This window comes from Kitasatospora sp. NPDC001261 (genome assembly GCF_042896795.1).
Lineage (GTDB): Bacteria > Actinomycetota > Actinomycetes > Streptomycetales > Streptomycetaceae > Kitasatospora.
Window position 1 is genome coordinate 1 of record NZ_JBIAXP010000006.1, and the last position, 19,191, is coordinate 19,191.

Annotated in this window: 15 protein-coding genes; 4 read left to right on the plus strand and 11 right to left on the minus strand. The window is 74.8% G+C overall.

Features of this window, described 5'->3' with window-relative positions; translation table 11 throughout:
• Positions 1 to 272: 272 nt before the first annotated feature.
• Entirely contained in the window at positions 273 to 2,846 is a 2,574-nt protein-coding gene (locus tag ACFY4B_RS09565; protein WP_387967079.1) for a CDP-glycerol glycerophosphotransferase family protein, read from the plus strand.
• Here the strand turns inward: ACFY4B_RS09565 and ACFY4B_RS09570 are convergent.
• The 6 genes from ACFY4B_RS09570 to ACFY4B_RS09595 all read right to left on the minus strand — a co-directional run bounded on the left by ACFY4B_RS09570 (position 2,831) and on the right by ACFY4B_RS09595 (position 8,466).
• Positions 2,831 to 3,319: a 2'-5' RNA ligase family protein gene (locus tag ACFY4B_RS09570; protein ID WP_387967081.1), complete on the minus strand. Its 489-nt coding sequence runs from the start codon at positions 3,317 to 3,319 to the stop codon at positions 2,831 to 2,833. The genes ACFY4B_RS09565 and ACFY4B_RS09570 overlap by 16 nt on opposite strands.
• A gap of 62 nt (positions 3,320 to 3,381) precedes the next feature.
• Positions 3,382 to 4,422: a tryptophan--tRNA ligase gene (trpS, locus tag ACFY4B_RS09575; RefSeq protein ID WP_049654802.1), complete on the minus strand. Its 1,041-nt coding sequence runs from the start codon at positions 4,420 to 4,422 to the stop codon at positions 3,382 to 3,384.
• 30 nt (positions 4,423 to 4,452) lie between these two features.
• Positions 4,453 to 5,778 carry a hemolysin family protein gene (locus tag ACFY4B_RS09580; RefSeq protein ID WP_049654801.1) on the minus strand — a complete coding sequence of 442 codons (1,326 nt, stop codon included), beginning with the start codon at positions 5,776 to 5,778 and terminating at the stop codon, positions 4,453 to 4,455.
• Positions 5,779 to 5,958: 180 nt separating this feature from the next.
• On the minus strand, positions 5,959 to 6,951 hold the full coding sequence (locus ACFY4B_RS09585; RefSeq protein ID WP_074003925.1) for a malate dehydrogenase: 993 nt from the start codon (positions 6,949 to 6,951) through the stop codon (positions 5,959 to 5,961).
• Between the two features lie 215 nt (positions 6,952 to 7,166).
• Positions 7,167 to 7,592: a DUF3017 domain-containing protein gene (locus tag ACFY4B_RS09590; RefSeq protein ID WP_049654793.1), complete on the minus strand. Its 426-nt coding sequence runs from the start codon at positions 7,590 to 7,592 to the stop codon at positions 7,167 to 7,169.
• Between the two features lie 19 nt (positions 7,593 to 7,611).
• On the minus strand, positions 7,612 to 8,466 hold the full coding sequence (locus tag ACFY4B_RS09595; RefSeq protein WP_049654792.1) for a bifunctional methylenetetrahydrofolate dehydrogenase/methenyltetrahydrofolate cyclohydrolase: 855 nt from the start codon (positions 8,464 to 8,466) through the stop codon (positions 7,612 to 7,614).
• Between the two features lie 555 nt (positions 8,467 to 9,021).
• Here ACFY4B_RS09595 and ACFY4B_RS09600 point away from each other — a divergent pair.
• Positions 9,022 to 9,633, plus strand: a complete 612-nt coding sequence (locus tag ACFY4B_RS09600) for a hypothetical protein (protein WP_049654791.1) — start codon at positions 9,022 to 9,024, stop codon at positions 9,631 to 9,633.
• 96 nt (positions 9,634 to 9,729) lie between these two features.
• On the opposite strand, the gene purH is transcribed toward ACFY4B_RS09600, so the two are convergent.
• Both purH and purN read right to left on the minus strand, forming a co-directional pair.
• On the minus strand, positions 9,730 to 11,304 hold the full coding sequence (gene purH / locus ACFY4B_RS09605) for a bifunctional phosphoribosylaminoimidazolecarboxamide formyltransferase/IMP cyclohydrolase (RefSeq protein ID WP_380744980.1): 1,575 nt from the start codon (positions 11,302 to 11,304) through the stop codon (positions 9,730 to 9,732).
• Positions 11,301 to 11,960, minus strand: coding sequence for a phosphoribosylglycinamide formyltransferase (gene purN / locus ACFY4B_RS09610; protein ID WP_387829541.1), 660 nt, complete (start codon positions 11,958 to 11,960; stop codon positions 11,301 to 11,303). The genes purH and purN overlap by 4 nt, the downstream gene beginning before the upstream one ends.
• A gap of 416 nt (positions 11,961 to 12,376) precedes the next feature.
• Here purN and ACFY4B_RS09615 point away from each other — a divergent pair, with 416 nt between their 5' ends.
• Positions 12,377 to 13,030 (plus strand): hypothetical protein, encoded by a 654-nt coding sequence (locus ACFY4B_RS09615; protein WP_387967084.1) that lies wholly within the window; start codon positions 12,377 to 12,379, stop codon positions 13,028 to 13,030.
• A gap of 36 nt (positions 13,031 to 13,066) precedes the next feature.
• Here ACFY4B_RS09615 and ACFY4B_RS09620 read toward each other — a convergent pair whose 3' ends face one another.
• On the minus strand, positions 13,067 to 14,542 hold the full coding sequence (locus ACFY4B_RS09620; RefSeq protein ID WP_387967086.1) for a DUF6350 family protein: 1,476 nt from the start codon (positions 14,540 to 14,542) through the stop codon (positions 13,067 to 13,069).
• A gap of 132 nt (positions 14,543 to 14,674) precedes the next feature.
• Here ACFY4B_RS09620 and ACFY4B_RS09625 point away from each other — a divergent pair, with 132 nt between their 5' ends.
• Positions 14,675 to 16,744, plus strand: coding sequence for a sigma factor-like helix-turn-helix DNA-binding protein (locus ACFY4B_RS09625; protein WP_387967088.1), 2,070 nt, complete (start codon positions 14,675 to 14,677; stop codon positions 16,742 to 16,744).
• 77 nt (positions 16,745 to 16,821) lie between these two features.
• On the opposite strand, the gene sucD is transcribed toward ACFY4B_RS09625, so the two are convergent.
• Positions 16,822 to 17,712 (minus strand): succinate--CoA ligase subunit alpha, encoded by an 891-nt coding sequence (gene sucD / locus ACFY4B_RS09630; protein WP_074003930.1) that lies wholly within the window; start codon positions 17,710 to 17,712, stop codon positions 16,822 to 16,824.
• An 18-nt stretch (positions 17,713 to 17,730) separates the two neighbouring features.
• The gene (gene sucC, locus ACFY4B_RS09635; protein ID WP_049659288.1) at positions 17,731 to 18,903 is read right to left on the minus strand and encodes an ADP-forming succinate--CoA ligase subunit beta; all 1,173 of its coding nucleotides are present in this window, start codon (positions 18,901 to 18,903) and stop codon (positions 17,731 to 17,733) included.
• Between the last annotated feature and the right edge of the window lie 288 nt (positions 18,904 to 19,191).

The following is a 19,191-nucleotide window of genomic DNA, read 5'->3' on the forward strand; positions in this document are numbered from 1 at the left end:
GCCGCCGCCTGGGCCGCCCCCGGGGGGGGCGCCGCGCGCCCCCCAAGGGTTTCCCCCCCGCGAACGAGCGGGGGGGCCCCGGCCCCCGAGGGGGGCCGGGCGCCCGGTCGTTTCCGGAGCCGGATCCGGAAACGACCGGAAAACCGATTTCGAATGTCGAATGGGCGTTCCCGGAAACGCAATTCCCCGGCGCATTCGAAAAAGCGTGCAATTGACCCCGGCGCCATTTCTGGATGGGATGTGGATCTCCCTCCCGAAGGGCTCCCACCGCCATGCCTGTGCTCACCCGGCTGGTCCTGCCGCACGCCGCCCCCCGGGTGGCCGCCGACCACCCCGCCGCCGACGAGGACGTCGCCTTCGGCCTGCTGCGCGCCCGCTGGCACGGCCGCGGCCTGGAGCTCACCGGCTTCGCCCGCCCGGACGGCCAGGACACCGGCCGGCCCGGCTCCGCCTGGACCTGGCTGACCCTGCGCCACCAGAACCGCTCCCAGCCGCCGCTGCACCTGCGCTCCCGCCCCCGCCGGATGCCCGAGGTCACCGACGACAGCGCCCAGTCCGAGCACAACCACGACTGGTCCGGCTTCACCGCCCTGATAGCCCCCGGCCGGCTGCGCCGCGGGGGCCACTGGCTGCTCGGCGACTGGCGGATCGAGGCCACGCTCTTCACCCGCCCCCGCCCCGCCCGGGTGCGCCGCCGGTACGGCGCCCTCGCCCCGTACTGGTGCGGGTCCGGCGAGTACCCGCCGGCCCACTGGGTGGACCACGACGTCCGGCTCCAGCCGTTCTTCGCCGACGGCCGGCTGCACCTGCGGCTGGAGCGCCCGGCCGTCCTGGTCACCCGGGCCGCCCCCGCCCCCGACGGCCTGGACCTGGACGGGGTCGCCGACACCTGCCCCTCCGGCACCGTGCTGCGGCTGCGCCACCGGGAGAGCGACGCGGTGGTCGAGCGGCCGCTCGCCCGCACCGGCAACACCTTCACCGTCCGGGTGCCGTACCGGCCGTTCACCGCCGACGGGCGGGGCGGCGGCCGGCTGGAGCACTGGGACGCCGAACTGCTGTACCCCGACGGCGCCGCCGTGCAGCCCTGCCTCGACGAGCGCGGCGGCCCGGTGGCCGGCCAGCACCCGCTGCCCGGCGCCCCGGACCGGGTGCTCTACCTCAAGCACCTCGCCGACGGCCGGCTCCAGCTCTGCGTCCAGCCCGCGGCCGGCCTGGTCGACCGGATCGCCGTACGGGACGGCGGCTTCGAGCTGTCCGGCCACTGCCCGGGCCCGGCCTCGGCACTGGAGCTGGTGCTGCGCCACCCCGGCTCCGCGAGCGAGGTCCGCACCCCGGTCGGCACCGGCCCGGACGGCCGCTTCCGGGCCCGGGTGCCCGCCACCCGGACCGGCTCGGACGGCGTCCCGCTGCCGCTGCGCAAGGGCGTCTGGGAGGCCGCGCTGGAGCCGGTCGGCCGCCCCGGGGACGGCCGGCCGCTGCTCGCCGCCCCCGCCGCGCTGACCGCCCTCCCCGCCGCCACCACCGCCGGCGGCAAGCGGATCCTGCTGCAACGCCGGTGGCACGACACCCTGGTGGTCGACTCCACCCCGGTGCTCACCGCCACCGAGCGCAGCGCCTGGACCCAGCACCGGCTGCGCACCGAGCGCTACCCGGCCGCCCGCCGCGCGCCGCTGCGCGAGGCGGTGCTGTACGACGTGTTCGGCGGCCGCGGCTACGCCGACTCCCCGCGCGCGGTGCACGCCGAACTCGCCCGCCGGGACGGCCGGTTGGAGCACCTGTGGGTGGTCGACGACGCCCAGGCCGCGCTGCCGCCCGGAGTCGTCCCGGTGCGGAGCTGGAGCCCGGAGTGGTACCGCGCGCTGGCCACCTGCCGGTACCTGGTCGGCAACACCCACTTCCCGGACTTCCTGGAGCGCCGCCCCGGCCAGGTCGTCGTGCAGACCTGGCACGGCTCCCTGCTGAAGCGGATCGCCCACGACGTCGAGAGCCCCTGGCTGGCCGACCGCGGCTACCTGCGGGCGCTCGACCGGGAGACCCCGCAGTGGAGCCTGCTGCTCTCCCCCAGCCCGTTCGCCACCCCGATCCTCCGGCGCGCCTTCCGCTACGGCGGCGAGCTGCTGGAGTCCGGCTACCCGCGCAACGACGTGCTCGCCCGCCCGGACCCGCGGGCCGCCGCGGCCGTCCGCCGCCGGCTCGGCGTCCCCGAGGGCCGGCGGATCGTGCTGTACGCGCCGACCTGGCGCGAGGACCAGCAGCGCGGCGACGGCGACGGGTTCCGGCTCGACCTGCGGCTGGACCTCGGCCACGCGCGGCGCCTGCTCGGCGCGGACCACGTGCTGCTGGTCCGTCCGCACGCGCACGTCCGCGAGCCGCTGCCGGGCGCCGGTGACGGCTTCCTGTACGACTGCGGGGACTACCCCGACCCGCAGGAACTGCTGCTGGTTGCGGACGTGCTGGTGACCGACTACTCGTCGATCATGTTCGACTTCGCCATCACCGGCCGCCCGATGTACTTCTTCACCTACGACCTGGAGCACTACCGCGACACCCTGCGCGGCTTCTCCTTCGACTTCGAGTCGAACGCCCCCGGCCCGCTGGTGCCCACGTCGGCCGAACTCCTCGGCGCGCTGCGCGAACTGGCCGACGGCGACGGCGGGCCGCCGCCCGGCTACGCCGAGCGCTACCGGCGCTTCCGGGCCGAGCACTGCGCGCTGGACGACGGCGGCGCGGCCCGCCGGGTGGTCGACCGGATGCTCGAACTCGGCGGCCGGGGAGGGCTAGGACACACCCTCGGACACGCCCTCGGAGACGCCCCGGAGCACACCCCGGTTCACCCGAACGGGTAGCTCCGCCAGGGCCGCCAGACCTCGTCCGCGTCGAAGCGGGAGAGGCCGAAGCCCGGCACCGGGAAGTCCGCCCGGAAGCCGCGCGCCTGCTCGTACGCCTGGTCCAGCACGTCCTCCGGCAGACCGTGGGCGACCGTCACGTGCGGGTGGTACGGGAACGCCAGCTCGCGGGCCAGCGGGCCGGAGCGGATGTCCGCCTCCAGCAGCCGGCACTCCTGCGCGCCCTCCTCGACCCGGACGTACACCACCGGGGAGACCGGGCGGAAGGTCCCGCTGCCGCGCAGCAGCATCCGGAACGGCCGGTGCGCGGCCGCCACCGTCGCCAGGTGCTCCTCGATCTTCGGCAGCTCCCCCGCGGGCACCTCGGTCGGCGGCAGCAGGGTGACGTGCGTGGGTATCGACCGGGCCAGCGGGTCGCCGTGCCCGGCCCGGGCGTCCTGGATCGCCGTGCCGTACGGGTCCGGGACGCTCACGGACACGCCGATGGTGACGACCTCGGGGAGGCCGTCACCACCGGGCAGGCGTGTGAGGGGATTCACCGCTTGGCGGCCGGGAGGAAGCCGATCCGGTCGTACACCGTCTCCAGCGTCACCGACGCCACCTCGCGGGCCTTCTCGGCGCCGATCGCCAGCACCCGGTCCAGCTCGGCCGGGTCGTCCAGGAACAGCCGGGTGCGCTCCTGGAAGGGGGTGACCCACTCGGTGAACAGCTCGGCCAGCTCGGTCTTCAGGGCGCCGTACATCTTGCCCTCGAAGTGCGCGACCAGCTGCTCGACCGACTGGCCGCTGAGCGCGGAGTGGACGCGCAGCAGGTTGGAGACGCCCGGCTTCCCCTCCTCGTCGTAGGACACGACGGTGCCGGTGTCGGTGACGGCGCTCTTGAACTTCTTGGCGCTGGCCTTCGGGTCGTCCAGCAGGCTCACCAGGCCCTTGGGCGAGGAGGCCGACTTGCTCATCTTGACGGCCGGGTCCTGGAGGTCCTGGATCTTCGCCGTCTCCTTGAGGATGTACGGCTTCGGCACCGTGAGGGTCCGGCCGTAGCGGGTGTTGAAGCGCTCGGCGATGTCGCGGGTGATCTCCACGTGCTGGCGCTGGTCCTCGCCGACCGGGACGGCGTCGGCCTGGTAGAGCAGGATGTCCGCGATCTGGAGGATCGGGTAGGTGAACAGGCCGACCGTGGTGCCCTCGGCGCCGTACCGGGAGGACTTGTCCTTGAACTGGGTCATCCGCGAGGCCTCGCCGAAGCCGGTGAGGCAGTTCATCACCCAGGCGAGCTGCGCGTGCTCGGGCACGTGCGACTGGACGAACAGCGTGCAGTGGTCCGGGTCCAGGCCCGCGCCGAGCAGCTGGGCGGCGGAGACCCGGGTGTTCTCGCGCAGCGTCGCCGGGTCCTGGGGCACCGTGATCGCGTGCAGGTCGACGACCATGTAGAAGGCGTCGTTGTCCTTCTGCAGGTCGACCCACTGGCGCACCGCGCCCAGGTAGTTGCCGAGGTGGAACGAGCCGGAAGTGGGCTGGATGCCGGAGAGCACCCGGGGACGGTCCTTGACCGGACCAGTGACCGCTGCGTTGACCATGCGGGCCATTCTTCCAGTTCCACCGACCGCTCAGGAAACCTCCGCCCCCGCGGGCTCGGCCAGTGTGACCGCACTCACCCCCACCCGGGCGATCCGCCGGCCCTCGACCTTGGCCACCGTCAGCAGTACCCCGCCGCCCCCCTCGACGGGCACCCGCACCTGGTCGCCGTCCCGGGGCAGCCGGCCGAGCGCGGCGACCAGGCAGCCGGCCACCGTCTCGTACGGGCCCTCGGGCAGGGTGACGCCGGTCTCCTCGGCGAAGTCGCCGAGGTTGAGCAGACCGTCCAGCTCCATGCCGCCGCCGGCCAGCCGCCGGGTGGGGGCGGCCGCCGGGCTGTCGTACTCGTCCCGGATCTCGCCGATCACCTCCTCGACCAGGTCCTCCAGGGTGACGATCCCGGCGGTGCCGCCGTACTCGTCCACCACGATGGCCAGGTGGTGGCCCTCCCGGCGCATCTCGCCCATCGCCTCCAGCACCCGCTTGGTGCCGGGCAGCAGCTTCACCGGGCGGGCCAGGTCACGGACCTTGACGGCCTGCTCGCCGCGCGCGCCGTACAGGTCGCGGACGTGGACGAAGCCGACCACCGCGTCGGCGCTGCCCTCGACCACCGGGTAGCGCGAGTGCGGCGAGGTGTCGGCCTGGTGCCGGACGGCGGCCAGCGGGCGCTCGGCGTCCAGGAAGGTCACCTCGGTGCGCGGGACCATCACCTCGCGCAGCTGGCGCTCCCCGGCGGAGAACACGTCGGCGATCAACGCCCGTTCGTCGCTTCCGAGTTCGGTGTTGGCGGCGACCAGGCCGCGCAGCTCCTCGGAGCTCATCGAGCCGCGGCCCGCGGTCGGGTCGCCGCCGAGCAGCCGGACCATCAGGTTGGTGGAGTGGCCGAGCAGCCAGATCACCGGCCGCAGCACCACCGACATCACGTCCACCACCGGGGCGGCGACGACCGCGATCGACTCGGCGCGCTGCAGGCCGATCCGCTTGGGGGTCAGCTCGCCCAGCACCAGCGAGGCGTAGCTGATCACCAGGGTGAGGCCGACCAGGGCCACCGCGGCGGCCACGCCCTCGGACAGCCCGGCCCGGACGAACAGCGGGGCGACCTTGCCGGCCAGGGTGTCCGCGCCGAAGGCGGCGGACAGGAAGCCCATGCAGGTCACCCCGACCTGGACGGCGGCCAGGAAGCGGTTGGGGTCGGCGGCCAGGTGCGCGGCCCGGGCGGCGCGGCGGGTGCCGTGCGCCTCCAGCGTCCGGATCTGGCCCTCGCGCAGCGAGATCAGCGAGATCTCGGCGACGTTGAACAACCCGCCCAGCAGGATGAAGACGAGGACGAGCGCGGCGTCCCCGAGTGTTTCGTTCACAGCGGGCCAGTGTAGGACGGCCGGTACCGGCCGGGGCCGGACACGACGGCGGAGCACCGGTCCGGACGCCGCCGCGGAACCCGGGCCCGCACGACGGCGGAACCCGGTCCGGACACGGCGGCGGCCCGCCGCTTCCGGGAAGGAAGCGGCGGGCCGCCGGTGGAGCCGTGCGGGGCGGGCTCAGATGAGGCCCAGCTCCTGGACCGCGTCGCGCTCCTCGGTCAGCTCCTTGACCGAGGCGTCGATGCGGGCGCGCGAGAAGTCGGAGATCTCCAGGCCCTGGACGATCTCGAACCTGCCGTCCTTGGTGGTGACCGGGAAGGAGGAGATCAGGCCCTCCGGAACGCCGTAGGAGCCGTCGGAGACGACACCCATGGAGGTCCAGTCGCCCTCGGCGGTGCCGTTGACCCAGGTGTGCACGTGGTCGATGGCGGCGTTGGCGGCCGAGGCGGCCGAGGAGGCGCCACGGGCCTCGATGATGGCGGCGCCGCGCTTGGCGACGGTCGGGATGAAGTCGTTCTCCAGCCAGGCCAGGTCGCTGCCGACGGCCTCGAAGGCCGGCTTGCCGGCGATCTCGGCCTGGAAGACGTCCGGGTACTGGGTCGCGGAGTGGTTGCCCCAGATGGTGACGCGCTTGATGTCCGAGACCAGGGCGCCGGTCTTGGCGGACAGCTGGCCGACGGCGCGGTTGTGGTCCAGGCGGGTCATCGCGGTGAAGCGCTCGGCCGGGACGTCCGGGGCGTTGCGCTGGGCGATCAGGGCGTTGGTGTTGGCCGGGTTGCCGACGACCAGGACCTTGATGTCGTCCGCGGCGTGGTCGTTGATGGCCTTGCCCTGCGGGCCGAAGATGCCGCCGTTGGCCTGCAGCAGGTCGCCGCGCTCCATGCCCGCGGTGCGCGGACGGGCGCCGACCAGCAGCGCGACGTTGGCGCCGTCGAAGGCCTCGTTCGGGTTGTCCGTGATGGTGATGTCGCGCAGCAGCGGGAAGGCGCAGTCGACGAGCTCCATGGCGGTGCCCTCGGCGGCCTTGAGGCCCTGCGGGATCTCCAGGAGGCGCAGGTTCACCGGCACGTCGGCGCCGAGCAGGTGGCCCGAGGCGATGCGGAAGAGCAGCGCGTAGCCGATCTGGCCGGCCGCGCCGGTGATGGTGACGTTGACGGGGGTGCGGGTCATTTCTACCTTCTCCAGCAAATCGCCAGGCGCCCCAGGCACACCGGCACTGGAGCCAGGATGATCTCTCTCGACGTCGAGAGACCGGCGTCAGGTTATCGCAAAGGGAAGCGTACGCCTGGTGTCCCGGCGTGGCTGATGCGTCACAGAAGAAAGGCGGCCCCCGCCCGGGCCCTGGATTTCCATGGCGTCGGGCGGGGGCCGTCACGGGCCGCGGGTCAGTGCCGGGGCCGGCCCATCAGCTGGCCGATGTTGTCGAGCAACGGGATCTGCACCCACGGGTTCGGCTGCGCCACCAGGGTCAGCAGCACGATCGAGAGGCCCAGGAAGCTCAGCACGATCACGTCGGTGAAGCGGCTGCGCACCGCCAGCATCCCGACCTCGGGCAGCACCAGCCGCAGCACCGCGCCGAGCAGCACGCCGCCGCCGAGGATCAGCAGCCCGTACTTGAAGCCGTCCTTGAAGTCGGCGAACCAGGTGACCGCGAGGCCGGCGCCGACGACCAGCAGGACGAGCGTGATCGGCCACTGCCGGACCGGCAGGGCGTGATCGCGTCCGAGGGCCGCGGCCGAGCCCTCGGGCGGCAGGGTGCCGGTGGTCTTGACCGGCCTGCGGCGGGACCGGGCCGATCGCGGTTCAGTCATGCTCGCCGTCCCTGGGGTGTCAGATGCCGGCGCGGCGCTCGGCCGCCTCGACGATGTTGTTGAGCAGCATCGCGCGGGTCATCGGGCCCACGCCGCCGGGGTTCGGGGAGATCCAGCCGGCCACCTCGGCCACCCCCGGGTGCACGTCGCCGACGATCTTGCCCTCGCTGCGGCTGACGCCCACGTCCAGCACCGCCGCGCCCGGCTTGACGTCCTCCGGCTTGACCAGGTGCGGCACGCCGGCGGCGGCCACGATGATGTCGGCCTTGCGCAGGTGGGCGCCGAGGTCCCGGGTGCCGGTGTGGCACAGGGTGACGGTGGCGTTCTCGCTGCGACGGGTCAGCAGCAGGCCGATCGAACGGCCGACGGTGATGCCGCGGCCGACCACGACCACCTCGGCGCCGTTGATCTCGACGTCGTGGCGGCGCAGCAGCTCGACGATGCCGAGCGGGGTGCACGGCAGCGGGCCGTCGATGCCCAGGGCGAGCCGGCCGAGCGAGGTCGGGTGCAGGCCGTCGGCGTCCTTGTCCGGGTCCATCAGCTCCAGGACCGGGTTCTGGTCCAGGCCCTTGGGCAGCGGCAGCTGGACGATGTAGCCGGTGCAGGTCGGGTCGGCGTTGAGCTCGCGGACGACGTTCTCCACGTCCTCCTGGGTGGCGGTGGCGGGCAGCTCGCGCTGGATCGAGGCGATGCCGACCTCGGCGCAGTCCTTGTGCTTCCCGTTCACGTACCAGCGGCTGCCCGGGTCGTCGCCGACCAGGACGGTGCCGAGGCCGGGCGTGACGCCCTTCGCCTTGAGGGCCGCCACGCGGGCGGCGAGTTCGGACTTGATCGCGGCGGCGGTGGCCTTGCCATCGAGAATCTGGGCAGTCATGACCCCATTCTCCCGGATCGCCGGGGGTCTCCGTACCGAGGGCGTCCGACCGCTCGGGCCGCGGTTCCGGGGGTGGCCGGGCCGGGGAACGGGCGCGCGGCCGGGCGGGGGAACAGCCGGGGGAACCGGCGGGTGAACGGACGGGTACGAAGGTCCACCGCACATTGCGGTTGCGCCACAGTCTCGGCGCGGCACGCGGAACCGGCTGGACAGGGCGCCGTCGTCCGGATGACGATAAGCGCATTCCCGCCGCGAACCGGCCCGGTGACGGGCCGACGGACCCGCGGTGGGGCGTACCCGGGGGAAAGAGCCAGTGAGCCGACCAGAGCAGAGCCAGCAGTCCGACCGCGGGGGCACCGTCCCGCCCGCACCGCACCCGTCGGCTGCCTCGCGCCCCTGACGCTCACCACGCTGCCGAGCCGCGGCGCCCGTCACCGCCGCCGGGCTGTCACCCCGCTCGGCTAACGTCCCCTTCGGCCGGTGACCCTCGTCACCGGCCGGCACCGGGCCGTCAGCGTCCCGTCCCCGCGTCCCCGTAACTGCCCGGAGGCATCCATGAGTTACCCGCCCGACCCGAACAACCCGTACGGCCAGCCGCAGGCCGCCCCGGGCTACGGCTACCCGCAGCAGGCCCCGCCGCCCCAGGCCGCCCCGGGCTACGGCTACCCGCAGGCCGCCCCGGCCTACGGCTACGCGCCGATGGCCCCGCCGTCCATGCCGGGCCTGGTGACCACCGCCCGCGTGCTGCTGTTCATAGTCGGCGGCGTGCAGACGCTGCTCGCGATCCTCTACATGGTCATCGGGGCGGTCGCCAAGGACGCCACCAACGCCACCCGGGCCGCGAGCGAGGACAACCCGTTCACCGCGCTGGGCGACGCCGCCGCCGGCGTCCTGATCGTCGTCGCCGTGCTGTTCGGCCTGTTCGCCGCGCTCTCCATCACGCTCGGCGCGAAGTTCGGCAAGGGCGGCAACGCCGTCCGGGTCACCACCATCGTGTACGGCTCGCTCGGCGCCCTGATCGGCCTGCTGATCCTGCTGGGCGCCATCACCGGCGGCACCGCGGTCGGCCTGGTCATGGCCCTGCTCTGGCTGGCGATCAGCATCATCTGGATCACCGCCATGTGCGTCCAGGACGGCGTCAACTGGTTCAACCGGCCGCGGTACTGACCGGCCCGCAGGACCACGCCGGAGCGGCCCGGCTCCCTCCTCGGAGGGGGCCGGGCCGCTCTGTCGTTCCGTCACGCCGTCACGCCGGCGGCGGGATCAGTGGAAGAAGTGCCGCGCGCCGGTGAAGTACATGGTCACGCCGGCCTCGGCGGCCGCCGCGACGACCTCCTCGTCACGGATCGAGCCACCGGGCTGGACGATCGCCTTGACGCCGGCCGCGATCAGGATCGCCGGACCGTCCGCGAACGGGAAGAAGGCGTCCGAGGCCGCGTAGGCGCCCTTGGCGCGCTCGCCGGCCCGCTCGACCGCGAGCTTGCAGGAGTCCACCCGGTTGACCTGGCCCATGCCGACGCCGACCGAGGCGCCGTCCTTGGCCAGCAGGATCGCGTTGGACTTGACGGCCCGGCAGGCCCGCCAGGCGAAGGCCAGCTCGGCCAGCTCGGCCGCGGTCAGCGCCTCGCCGGTGGCGAGGGTCCAGTTCGCCGGGTCGTCGCCCTCGGCGTGCACCCGGTCGGCGTCCTGGAGCAGCACGCCGCCGGAGACCGGGCGCACCTCCTGGCGGTTGGCCGGGGCCTCGGGGGCGAGCAGCACCCGCAGGTTCTTCTTGCGGGTGAGCACCTCCAGGGCGCCCTCCTCGTAGCCGGGGGCCACGACGACCTCGGTGAAGATCGGGGCGATCTGCTCGGCCAGCGCCACGGTGACCGGGCGGTTGACGGCGATCACGCCGCCGTACGCGGAGACCGGGTCGCACTCGTGGGCCTTGCGGTGCGCCTCGGCGACGTCGGCGCCGGTCGCGATGCCGCACGGGTTGGCGTGCTTGATGATCGCGACGGCCGGCTCGGCGTGGTCGTAGGCGGCGCGGCGGGCGGCGTCGGTGTCGACGTAGTTGTTGTACGACATCTCCTTGCCGTGCAGCTGCTGCGCGCCGGCCAGGCCGCCGGTGCCGTCGCTGTACAGCGCGGCGCCCTGGTGCGGGTTCTCGCCGTAGCGCAGCACGTTCTGGCGCTCCCAGGTGGCGCCGAGGAACTCGGGGAAGCGCTCGTCGCTGGGCGCGTAGCCGGCCTCGAACCAGGAGGCGACGGCCACGTCGTAGGCGGCGGTGTGGGCGAACGCGGCGCCGGCCAGGCGCTTGCGGGTGGCCAGGTCGAAGCCGCCCTCCTGGGCGGCCTTCAGCACGTCGCCGTAGCGGGCCGGGTCGACCACCACGGCCACCGAGGGGTGGTTCTTGGCGGCGGCGCGCACCATGCTCGGGCCGCCGATGTCGATCTGCTCGACGCACTCGTCCGGGGTGGCGCCGGAGGCGACGGTGGCCTTGAACGGGTAGAGGTTCACCACGACCAGGTCGAAGGGCTCGACGCCGAGCTCGGCCAGCTGGGCGCGGTGCGACTCCAGCCGCAGGTCGGCCAGCACGCCGGCGTGCACGCGGGGGTGCAGCGTCTTCACGCGCCCGTCCAGGCACTCCGGGAAGCCGGTCAGCTCGGAGACCTCGGTCACCGGGACGCCGGCGGCGGCGATCCGGCCGGCGGTGGAGCCGGTGGAGACGATGGCGACCCCGGCGGCGTGCAGGCCCTGGGCCAGCTCCTCCAGACCGGTCTTGTCGTACACGCTGATCAGCGCGCGACGGATCGGACGAACGTTCTCCGAAACGGGCGTGGTGGAGCTGGCACTCATGCCGGAATCCATACCTTTCGGTCCTCGATGCGGTGACCCTCGCGGGCCAGCCGGCCCACGATGTCGACGAGCAGCTTGCGCTCGACAGTCTTGATGCGCTCGTGCAGCGCTTCGCCGCCATCGGCGTGGTCGGCGTCGACGACCTCGACGACGCCCTGCGCGATGATCGGCCCGGTGTCCACGCCGGAGTCGACCAGGTGGACGGTGCAGCCGGTGACCTTCACCCCGTACGCGAGCGCGTCGGTGACGCCGTGGGCGCCGGGGAAGGCGGGCAGCAGTGCGGGGTGGGTGTTGACGATCCGCCCGGTGAAGGCGGCGATGAACTCGGGGCCGAGGATCTTCATGAACCCGGCCGTGACCACCAGGTCCGGCCGGTACTCGGCGACGGAGGCGGTCAGCGCGCGGTCCCAGGCGGCCCGGTCCGGGTGGTCCTTCACCCGGTGGACGAAGGTCGGCAGGCCCGCCTTCTCCGCCCGCTCCAGACCGGCGATCCCGTCCCGGTCCGCACCGACGGCGAGGATCTCGGCGCCGTACGCCGGATCGGCGGCGGCCTCGATCAGCGCCTGCAGGTTGGTGCCGGAGCCGGAGACCAGCACGACCAGGCGGGCCGGTCCGGGCGTACGGGGCGGGAAGTGCTGGGCGGGGGCGGCGGCCACTGCGCGTTTCTCCGTAGGTCGGGCGCCGTCCGCTGGTACGTCCACCGGCGGTGGGGCCACTACGAACGGCAGGTCGAGCGAGGGGGAACTCCGGGGAAACCCGCCGCGACGCGGGCCCGGGGGAACCTCTGTGGGCTGCTGACCGTCACCACGATAACGGCTGGTCGGACGGCCTCCGCACCCTCCCGGCGGCGCTACGCGCGTAGTTGAGACGGGGATCTCCTCCGGCCCGCCGCACCGGAGTTGCCCCGGCCCGCACCGGCCCACCGACGGGCAGCGGGCGGCCCGACGGACGGCCGCGGGACCATCCCGCCGGACGGCCGCCGGATCGGCCTGCGGGATCATTGGGGCGCGGAAGACCGCTCCGACCCGAGAACCTCCGAACGAGCCCCGACCGAGAAGGAATGGCTGAACCCATGAGCAGCGGCGACGACACCGGCGAGCGCAACCCCTTCGCGCCGCCGCCGGCGGATACCCCGGACCAGCCGTGGCAGCCGCGCAGCCCCTGGGCCGGCGGGGGCCAGGACGGCTCCGGCGGGCCGGCAGGCCCCGGCGGCGAGGACGGCGGGCGCCCGCAGCTTCCGCCGCCGTGGGGCCCCGGCGGCGACGGCCGCCCCGGCCAGCGGCCGCCGGTCCCGCAGCCGCCCCGGCTCGACCCCGCGGACCCGGCCCACCGCAAGGCCCGCAACGCCGCGCTGGCCGGACCGTTCGCGCTGGTCTGCCTGTTCACGGGGTTCCACTGGATCGCCCTGCTGGCCGGGGCGCTCGGCATCGTCTGGGGCGTCGGCGCGCTGCGGGCCCGGCGGCCCGCCCCGGCCGCCGGCGCGCTCGCCGGGCCGGGCGGCCCGTACCCCGTCGCCCCCGCGTCGAACCCGCTCACCCCGGCCGCGCTCGCCGGGATCCTGACCGGCGCGATGACCATCGTGGTCGCCACCTCGGTGATCGGCCTCGGGTACCACTACCGCGAGTACGTCACCTGCGTCCAGGACTCGCTGACCTCCGTCGGCGCCCAGAACTGCGACCGGTACGCGCCGCAGTGGTACGTGGACTTCACCGGGAACGCCGAGTAGCCGGGCCTCCGGGACCGGTCGGGTCTCCCGGGCGGCTCATTCGGTCCGGTCCGCGCGGGCGGCCCGATCCGTGCGGACGGCCTGATCCGTGCGGGCGGTCTGATCCTTAGGGCCGGCCGGGTCCCGGTCCTCGGGGCCCGGTTCGTCGGCGGTCCCGACGCCCGGTCCGGAGAGCCGCAGCACCAGGGCGTACGTACCGGCGCGCAGTTCCAGTGCGCCCCGGCGGGCCTGCCGCACGAGCCGGGCGTACACGCCCCCGCCGTCCGCCGGGCCCAGCGTGCGGTACCGGACCAGCAGCGCGCCCGGGACGGCGACCAGCGCGATCCAGCCCGCCGCCGCCGGGCCCGTCCACGGCACCGGCCCCACCCAGGCCAGCCGCTCCCCCGCCAGCGCCCCGCCGGAGAGCCAGCCCAGCACCGCCGCCCCGGCCCCGACCGACAGCGCCGCCGCCAGCGCGGCCACCGCCGTCGCGGCCGGCGGCCACGGCTCGGGCCGCTCCCCCGACCCGGCGCCCGGCAGCCGCCGGCCCGCCGCCGCCCGGCCCAGCAGCACCGCCGGCACCACCCCGGCCAGCAGCGGCAGCACCGACACCGCGAGCCGCCAGCCGCCCGGCCCGTCCGCCGGCAGCAGGGCGAACAGCGGGAACTCCGGCACCGGGCCCAGCGCCGTACCGACCGGCGACACCACCGTCCCGGCGCCCACCGCGAAGCCCGGACCCAGCGCGTACGCCGCGCCCCACAGCACCGCGTTCGGCAGCAGCACCAGCGCGAGCAGCAGCAGCCCCACCACCGCGACGGGCCCGCTCCCCAGCAGCGCCATCCCGCGCCCGCCACCGGCCACCGCGTCCAGCACCGCCGAGCACACCACCAGCAGGCCGCCCGCCGCGACCAGCCCGGCCCCGGCCGCCAGCGCCGCGGCCCGGACCACCGGCGCGCCGTCGACCGGGCGGTACGGGGGCGGGAGGAGGTCCAGCGGGGAGTCGGCCGGCACGTCGAGGACGGTCACCGAGCGGGCCCCGGCGGCCGTCGCCAGGCCCGCGACCGACGCCACCACCAGGACGTCCAGCAGCACCCGGCTGCGGAACAGCCCGTCGCCCGCGCAGTGCAGCGCCACCCCCACGGCCACCGCGCAGTACCCCGCCCACACCGCCGCCGGGCCGCCCCAGCGCGGGCGCGGCCCGCGCCGCGCCGCCACCCCGGCGGCCGCCCGGTGGAGCCGGACCACGGCCAGGACGCCGAGCAGCAGCGGAGTGACGGTCAGCGGGGCGTCCGTCGGCCCGCGCAGCAGCGGCGCCCCGTGCCCGAGCAGCCAGAGCACCCCCGCCAACCGGGTGACAGCGGCCGCGCCGTCGTCCGCGTACGGCGTCGCGACCCAGAGCCCGAGCACCGGCAGCCCGACCGCCGCCAGGCCGACCAGCGCCGTCCGCACTCCCGCCAACAGGTCGGCCAGCGCGGGGCGTCCGCCCAACACGCCGGGCGGTTCCAGGATCGGACGACCCATCAGCTGCGTCATGGGCCACATGGTGCCAAGGCGACTCGCCATGCTCCGTGAAGCGCCAAACCGCCGCCGTGTCCCAGATTATTGGCTTATGCGCATTTTCAGACCCTGCCCCCAAGCCGCCGGCGCCCCGGCCCGGAGCGTCTGATGACCACGCCACCCACCGCCGACTCCCCCACCCCGGAGCGCCACCGCAAGCCCGACCAGGCCGGGACCGACGCGGGCCGCCTGCTGCGGAAACTGACCCCCCGCGAGGCCCAGACCCTGGCCCACCTCGCGGCCGGCCACGACCTCCCCCGCACCGCCGCCGCCCTCGGGGTCACCCCGAACACCGCCCGCAGCTACCTCCAGCGCGCCCTGCGCAAGCTCGGCACCCGCACCGAGGCGGAGGCCTTCGCCCTGCTGGCGGGCGCGCTGCCGCACCCCCCGGACCCCGGCCCGACCGGGCGCCCGGCGAACCCCGCCGGCCTGGACCCGGCCGCTGCCGGCCCCGGAGCGGGGGCGGGGACGGGGGCAGGCGGGGACGCGACCGGGAAGCGGCGCCGCACCCGGAGCGGGAAGCCCGCCCCGGCACCCTCCGGCGACACCCCGCGGGCCGCCGCCGACGAGCGCGCGCGGACGGCCCGGCCGACGCGGGGCGTGGAGGGCGGCGCGAGCCCCGGGGCTCCGGCCGAGGATCCGCGCCAGGCCTCCACAAGGGGCGCCACCCCCGGGCGCGCGCAGGGGGCGTGCACGCCCGCGCTCCCGACCGGAGGCGCCGCCACGGACCACGAGCCGACGGCCGCTGCCGACCCCGGCCCACCCGGCGGCGGAGACGGGTCGGCGCCCCCTGCCGATCCCGGTCGGCACGCTGACGCCCCCGACACCGGACAGGGCCGGACGGAGAACTCCCCGTCCGCGGACCCCGGCCACGCGCCGACGGCCGCCACGGACGCGGACGGCCGCGGCGGCGCACCGTACCGGGCCCCGGCCACGCAGGATGCCGACGGGGGGCAGCCGGCACCCGACCCCGTGGAGCGCGCGTCCGCCGACCCCGGTCAGGCACCGAAGGAGCACGCCGCCCCCGCCGGGCGCGGCCCCGTCAGCCCCGGCCGGGCGGCGCTGGCCGCCGCCGCGCCCTCGAGCGCGGAGGACGACCTCGACGCGGAGGCCCCGGCGGTCACCTTCGAGGAGCTCTACGAGACCGTCCACACCCGGCTGGTGCAGCAGGTGTTCCTGCTGACCGCCTGCCGGCACCGGGCGGTGCACTGCGTCCGGCGGGCGTTCGGGGAGGCGCGCCGGAGCTGGGGCGCGGTCACCGCTTCGGGGAACCCGGAGGGGTGGGTGCGGGTGCGCGCCTGCGAGCTGGCGCTGTCCCCGTGGCACCGGGGCGGGCCCCGGCGGTCGCACGCCTGGGGGCTGCCGCACCGGCGGATCAGGGTGCGGCCGGCCGACGAGTCGCAGGCGGTGCTGCCGGACCACGACCGGCTGACCGACCGGGACCGGGCGCTGCTGAAGGCGCTGAAGCGGCTGTCCCGTCCCCAGCGCCGGGCGCTGGTGCTGCACGACGGCCTGGGGTTCCCGGCGGCGGCGGTCGCGGTGGAGGTGGAGTCCACCCAGGCGGCGGCCGAGGGGCGGGTGTGGGCGGCGCGGGCGGCGCTGGCGCAGTGGGTGCCGGAGCTGGTCGGGCCGGATCCGGCGGAGCCGGGCTTCGCGGACGGGCTGAGCGGGCTGCTGCACCGGGCGGCGGTGCGCGGCTGCCCGGAGCCGCACCGTGCGCCGGTGGCGGTGCTGCGGGCCCGGCACCGGCTCTGGACGGCGAGCCGGACGGGTGCGGCGGCGCTGCTGACGCTCGCGGTGGGCGGGGCGGTGCTGGCGACCCTGGCGGGGGTGCGCCCGGCGGGGCTGTTCCGGCCGTCCGCCCCACCGACGCCCGCGGCCTGTCTGCCCGCCGCTCCGCCCGCCCCCGGGTCGGAGGCGACGGACTCGGCGGACGCGGCGAACGCGGCGGGGCCGGGTGTGCCGCTGCTGCCCGGCGGGGCGCCGAACGGCATCACCAGCATCTGGTGCAGCCCGGCGCCCGGTCTGGAGGCCGTCCTGGTGGATCCGCGGCCGCAGGCGGCCGCGCGCTGGGAGCTGCCGGCGGCGGCCCGGGGCGCCGCTCCCCCGCCGCAGGGCCCGGTGGCCTGTCCGCTGTGGTCACCGCTGCCCTGCACCACGGGGCCGAGGGAGCGCTGAGCGACCGGGGGCGCGCCGGAAACGGCGAGCGCCCCCGCCCGGGGAGGGCGGGGGCGCTCGTCACGCGCGGGGCGGGATCAGCCCTGGGCGGCGATGATCTCGCGGGCCAGGCGGGCGGTCTCGGACGGCGTCTTGCCGACCTTGACACCGGCGGCCTCGAGGGCCTCCTTCTTCGCCTGGGCGGTGCCCGAGGAGCCGGAGACGATGGCGCCGGCGTGGCCCATGGTCTTGCCCTCGGGGGCGGTGAAGCCGGCGACGTAGCCGACGACCGGCTTGGTGACGTGCTCGGCGATGAAGGCCGCGGCACGCTCCTCGGCGTCGCCACCGATCTCACCGATCATGACGATGAGCTCGGTCTCCGGGTCCTCCTGGAAGGCCTTGAGCGCGTCGATGTGGGTGGTGCCGATGACCGGGTCGCCACCGATGCCCACGGCCGAGGTGAAGCCGATGTCCCGCAGCTCGTACATGAGCTGGTAGGTCAGGGTGCCGGACTTCGAGACCAGGCCGATCTTGCCGGAGCTGGTGATGTCGGCCGGGATGATGCCGGCGTTCGACTGTCCGGGGCTGATCAGACCCGGGCAGTTCGGGCCGATGATGCGGGTCTTGTTGCCCTTGGCACCGGCGTGCGCCCAGAAGGCGGCGGTGTCGTGCACCGGGACGCCCTCGGTGATGACGATGGCCAGGCCGATCTCGGCGTCGATGGCCTCGATCGCGGCGGCCTTGGTGAAGGCCGGCGGGACGAAGAGGACCGTGACGTCGGCGCCGGTCTTCTCCATGGCCTCGGCGACGGTGCCGAAGACCGGGATCTCGGTGCCGTCGACGTCGACCGTGGTACCGGCCTTGCGCGGGTTGACGCCGCCGACGATCTGGGTGCCGGAGGCGAGCATGCGGCGGGTGTGCTTCATGCCCTCGGCGCCGGTCATGCCCTGGACGATGACCTTGCTGTCCTTGGTAAGGAAGATAGCCATGGTGTTAAGTCCCCTTCCTTACTTGTTGGCCAGCTCGGCGGCGCGGTCAGCGGCGCCGTCCATGGTGTCCACGCGCTGCACCAGCGGGTGGTTGGCGTCGTCGAGGATCTTGCGACCCAGCTCCGCGTTGTTGCCGTCCAGGCGGACGACCAGCGGCTTGGAGACGTTCTCGCCCTTGCTCTCCAGGAGCGCCAGGGCCTGCACGATGCCGTTGGCGACCGCGTCGCACGCGGTGATGCCGCCGAAGACGTTGACGAAGACCGACTTGACGTCGGGGTCGCCCAGGATGATCTCCAGGCCGTTCGCCATCACCTCGGCGGACGCGCCGCCACCGATGTCGAGGAAGTTGGCGGGCTTGACGCCGCCGTGGTTCTCACCGGCGTAGGCGACCACGTCGAGGGTGCTCATGACGAGGCCCGCGCCGTTGCCGATGATGCCGACCTGGCCGTCGAGCTTGACGTAGTTCAGGCCCTTGGCCTTGGCGGCGGCCTCCAGCGGGTTGGCCGCGGCCTTGTCCTCCAGGGCCTCGTGCTCGGGCTGGCGGAACTCGGCGTTCTCGTCCAGGGAGACCTTGCCGTCGAGCGCGATGATCTTGCCGTCACCGGACTTGATCAGCGGGTTGACCTCGACGAGGAGGGCGTCCTCCTTGATGAAGACGGTCCACAGCTTCTGCAGGACCTCGGCGACCTGGTCGGCGACCTCGGCCGGGAACTTCGCCGCGGCGACGATCTCGGCGGCCTTCTCCGGGGTGCAGCCCTCGTTGGCGTCGACCGGGATCTTGGCGAGCGCCTCGGGGTTCTGCTCGGCGACGACCTCGATCTCCACGCCGCCCTCGACGCTGGCCATGGCCAGGAAGGTGCGGTTGGTGCGGTCCAGCAGGAACGAGACGTAGTACTCGTCCTTGATGTCCGCGGTCTGGGCCAGCATCACCTTGTGAACGGTGTGGCCCTTGATGTCCATGCCGAGGATCTGCTCGGCCTTGGCGACGGCGTCCGCCGGGTCGGCGGCGAGCTTGACGCCGCCGGCCTTGCCTCGGCCGCCCACCTTCACCTGAGCCTTGACGACGGCGCGGCCGCCGAAGCGCTCCGCGATGGCGGCAGCGTCTGCGGCGGTCTCGATGACATCGCCGTCAAGCACGGGCACACCGTGCTTGGCGAAGAGGTCCCTCGCCTGGTACTCGAACAGGTCCACGTGTTTGTCCTTGTTCGTGGTCGCGGATTGTGTCTCTACGAGCGTGCCACGGCAGGATCTTCGCTGCGGGTCGTCGGGGCGGTGCGGGTACGCAGAGGTACGGCCTTGCGGCCCACACAGCCACGGGCGCTCACGTCAATCAACACGCGCGTCACGTCCGTCTGGCAGGTTATCCCCGCAGGGCCGGGCAGTTCCGCCCGGGGCCTGTCCGCCCCGGGTGAGAACCGTCACAAACAGCCCGGCGGGACGGGGTGGACGGCCGGTCCGCCGATCGCGCGGATTAGCGCG